We start from the raw sequence: 3,884 nt of genomic DNA, 5'->3' as shown, positions 1-3,884 counted from the left end.
GTGGGGCCCAGCCGCGTGGCGCCGGGCACCCCTGCGTACGCCCGCCCCTCGCCCACCAGCGGCAGCACCCGCGCGGGCCGCCCCAGTTCAGTCAGCAGCCGCGCCCCGATCAGGTCCTCGGCGGTGCCGTTGGAGAGCAGCAGCAGGGGCCGGGCGGGTGGGGTGGGCACGCCCGGCAGGATAGCGGGGCGGCCAACCTGGCCCCTCCTGATTCACGGGCGTGATACGAATATTTCCGTGTCCGACTTCGACGCCCTGCAAGCCGCCATCCGCCGCCGGGCGAGCGAGCGGCAGGCCGAGGCGCGGGCGTGCGAGGCGCTGCTCAATGCCCTGTACCACGCGCTGCGAACCGCCAGCGGGCCGGGGTTGCCGCTGAACAACGTCTCCCTCGACCTGGTGCCCGATCCCGTCACGGCCCTGCGCCCGCCGCCGCCGGGAGGCTGGCACGCCGCGTGGTTTCGCCTGGGGCTGTGCGAGGTGCTGGTGCGGGTGCGCCGCGACGGCGGGACCTTCGTGGGCGAGTACGCCCAGGGCCTGAGTTTTCGGGTCGAGAGTCTGGACGAGGACGCCCTGATCGTCCTGGCCCGCCGGATGCTGCGCGACCTCGCGGCCGTCTACGCGGGAACGGCGGAACCGGGCAGCGCGGCGCTGAACTGACCTGCCGCGAGAACCACGAAAAAGGCCCCCGCCTGGGGAGCCTCCGGGTAAGTACGCGGCCTATGCCTGCGCCCAGCGCCGCAGATAGTCCGCGACCAGCTCGCTGACATCACCCGGTCCATCCGCCCAGTCACGCGGCCTGCCGGGCCGTAGCCTGAACCCGTGACCCTGCTCCTCCCTCCCGGCTGGCCCCGCGCCTGGACCGCCTTTCGCCGGGCGGCTTACACGAACGGCCCGCCTCCCCGGCGTCAGTTCCTGCCCCGCGAGTTTCTGGAGCAGTTGCTCGCGGAGGCCGCCGGGCGCCTGCCCCTGCTGGACGCGCCGCCGCTGACGTGGCCCGACGCCGAGCGCGTGCACGACCCCGCCTACCTGGACCGCTGGCGCCGGGGCGAGGTCACGCGGGAGGAGGAACGGGCGCTGGGCTTTCCCTGGTCCCCGGCGGTCGCAGAGCGCGGTCTGGCAGGCAGCGGCGCGACCCTGGCGGCCACGCGGGACGCCCTCGCGCACGGCCTGGGCCTCAACCTGGGCGGGGGTACCCACCACGCCTCGCGCGACCGGGCGGGGGGGTTTTCCTTCCTGAACGACGTGGCGATCAGCGCCCGCTGGTTGCTGGAGGGCGGGCACGCGCGGCGGGTGCTGGTCCTCGACCTCGACGTGCACCAGGGCAACGGCACGGCGGCGCTGTTCGCGGACGAGCCGCGCGTGCTGACCGTCAGCGTGCACGGGGCGAACAACTACCCCTTCCAGAAGGCTGAGGGGGACCTCGACGTGGCGCTGCCCGACGCCACCGGGGACGCGGCGTACCTCGCCGCCCTCGACCGGGAGGTCGCCCCCGCCGTCGCCGCCTTCCGGCCCGACTTCGCCTTTTACCTGGCAGGCGCGGACGTGCTGGAGGGCGATCAACTGGGCAAGCTGGCGCTCACGCTGGAGGGACTGCGGGAGCGCGACGACCGGGTCTTTCGCTGGGCGGCCCGCACCCGCACGCCGCTGGTGACGGTGATGGCCGGGGGCTACCACCGCGACCCCGCCCGGCTGATCGCGGCGCGGCTGGGCACGCTGGACGCGGCGCTCGCGGCCTTCCAGCCCGCCGGGGGCGTTATCATGCCGGGATGACCCACCTCCTCCCGCCCCCGTGAGCGCGAGTCGCAGGTGAGCGCTTCGTCCCAGACCCCACGACCCCACAGCGCCGGGCGCGTGTCCGTTCCGCCCGCAGGAGTAGTTCGCATGACCATCCCCGCTGCCCAGCTTGAACACGAGATCGCCCGCCGCCGCACCTTCGCCATCATCTCGCACCCCGACGCGGGCAAGACCACCATCACCGAGAAGCTGCTGCTGTACGGCGGCGCGATTCAGGAGGCCGGGTCGGTCACCGCCAAGGAAGGCCGCAGCCACACCAAATCCGACTGGATGAGCATCGAGCAGCAGCGCGGCATCTCGATTTCCTCCTCGGCGCTGACCTTCGAATATTCCGGGCGGCACATCAACCTGCTGGACACGCCGGGGCACCAGGACTTCTCGGAGGACACCTACCGCACGCTCACCGCCGCCGACTCCGCGCTGATGGTCCTCGACGCGGCGCGCGGCGTGCAGGCGCAGACCGAGAAGCTGTTCGCGGTGTGCCGCAACCGGGGCATCCCGATCCTGACCTTCGTGAACAAGATGGACCGCCCCGCGCAGGACCCCTTCGAGCTGCTGGAGCAACTCGGGGGCATCCTCAAGATCACGGCGGTGCCGCTGACCTGGCCCATCGGGGACGGCCCCGACTTCAAGGGCGTCTATGACCTGGGGACCGGGCAGGTGCTCGCCTTCGAGCGCACCTCGGGGGGCAAGCACCGCGCCCCGGTGCAGACGGCGGGCCTGGAAGACCCCCAGCTCGACGCGCTCGTCGGGGCTGACCTCGCCGCCAAGCTGCGCGAAGACGTGGAACTCATTCAGGGCGCGATGCCCGAATTCGACCCGGCGGCCTTCCTGTCGGGGGAACTCACCCCGGTCTTTTTCGGCTCGGCGATGAACAACTTCGGCGTGGAGCACTTTCTGCGCAACTTCGTGGACCTCGCGCCGCCGCCCGGCCCGGTGGAGACCAACCTGGGCGAGCGGGCGCCCGAGGCGGGCTTCGCGGGCTTCGTCTTCAAGCTTCAGGCCAACATGAGCCGCGCCCACCGCGACCGCACGGCGTTCATGCGGGTGATGAGCGGGCATTTTACGCGCGGCATGGACGTGACCCACACCCGCACCGGGCGCAAGCTGCGGCTCTCGCAGGCCCACACCCTCTTCGCGCAGGACCGCGAGAAGGTCGAGGAAGCCTACCCCGGCGACATCGTGGGGCTGGTCAACCCCGGCGTCTTTCAGATCGGGGACGTGGTGAGCGTGGAGCCGAAGGTCGCGCTGCCGGGCTTTCCGCGCTTCACGCCCGAGACGTTTGCCACCCTCTCCCTGAAGGACGTGGGCAAGCGCAAGGCGTTCATGAAGGGCCTGACCCAGCTGGCCGAGGAAGGCGTGGTGCAGGTCTTCTACCCCACCGACGGGGCGCGTGACCCCTACCTCGGGGCCGTGGGCCCCCTCCAGTTCGAGGTCTTTCAGGCCCGGCTCGCGGAGGAATACGGCGTGGACGTGGAATTGCACGTCACGTCCTACGGGCTGGTGCGCTGGCTGGCGGGCGACCCCGAGGGCGTGGCCCGTTTCGCCCGGCACGTCGAGGACGACCAGGGCCGCCCGGTGATGCTGTTCCGCAGCAAGTACGACCTCGAATACACCGCCGAGCAGCACCCGGAGATCGAGTTCCTGCCGCTGCCGAAAGACCTGACGCGGGTCTAGGGATGCGGCTGGAGCGTGTTCCCCCGGCCTTTTTCGCCCTGTCGACCGTCAGCGCGGCGCTGGCGCTGAATGTGCGGGCTGTCACCGGGGTGGAGCTGACCCGCACCCCACACGGGTATACGGGCCGCTCGGAGGTCAAGGAACGTGGGCAGGTCTACCGCCAACAGTTCCTGCTCAATGCCGACGGCATCTACACCGGGGGCGAGTGCGGCTGCGGCAAGAAGGGCTGCGTGCATCTCGCGCGGGCGCTGCTCAGCCCTCCCCTGGAACGGGCGCTGGAGGCCAGCGGGCGGGAGGAGGTGCCGCACTCCGGGCCGGTTCCCGCGCCTGCACGACCCACGCCGGATGCCGGGCCGGACGATGGCGCGGCCAGCGGCGGCGAGGCCCTCCCGCTGGCGACCCCGCTGCGGCAA

General features: G+C 71.9%; 3 protein-coding genes and 1 pseudogene. All 4 read left to right on the top strand.

All coding sequences use genetic code 11. From position 1 onward, the window contains the following. The first annotated feature begins 237 nt into the window (after positions 1-237). Positions 238-657 carry a hypothetical protein gene (locus tag QOL99_RS15735; RefSeq protein WP_285525209.1) on the top strand — a complete coding sequence of 140 codons (420 nt, stop codon included), beginning with the start codon at positions 238-240 and terminating at the stop codon, positions 655-657. A 162-nt stretch (positions 658-819) separates the two neighbouring features. Next, positions 820-1,770 carry a histone deacetylase family protein gene (locus tag QOL99_RS15730; RefSeq protein ID WP_285525207.1) on the top strand — a complete coding sequence of 317 codons (951 nt, stop codon included), beginning with the start codon at positions 820-822 and terminating at the stop codon, positions 1,768-1,770. Between the two features lie 111 nt (positions 1,771-1,881). Next, positions 1,882-3,471: a peptide chain release factor 3 gene (locus QOL99_RS15725; protein WP_285525205.1), complete on the top strand. Its 1,590-nt coding sequence runs from the start codon at positions 1,882-1,884 to the stop codon at positions 3,469-3,471. A 2-nt stretch (positions 3,472-3,473) separates the two neighbouring features. Further along, positions 3,474-3,884: pseudogene (locus tag QOL99_RS15720) on the top strand (ATP-dependent helicase); the annotation flags it as partial.

It is taken from the genome of Deinococcus rhizophilus (assembly GCF_030271215.1).
In the GTDB taxonomy this organism is placed as follows: domain Bacteria; phylum Deinococcota; class Deinococci; order Deinococcales; family Deinococcaceae; genus Deinococcus; species Deinococcus rhizophilus.
Note: the sequence above shows the minus strand (reverse complement) of the source record. Positions and strands in the feature narration are given on the sequence as shown.

Excerpts from the sequence above, each read along its gene's own strand:
- QOL99_RS15725 (WP_285525205.1), top strand. The coding sequence starts at position 1,882 with ATGACCATCCCCGCTGCCCAGCTTGAACACGAGATCGCCCGCCGCCGC.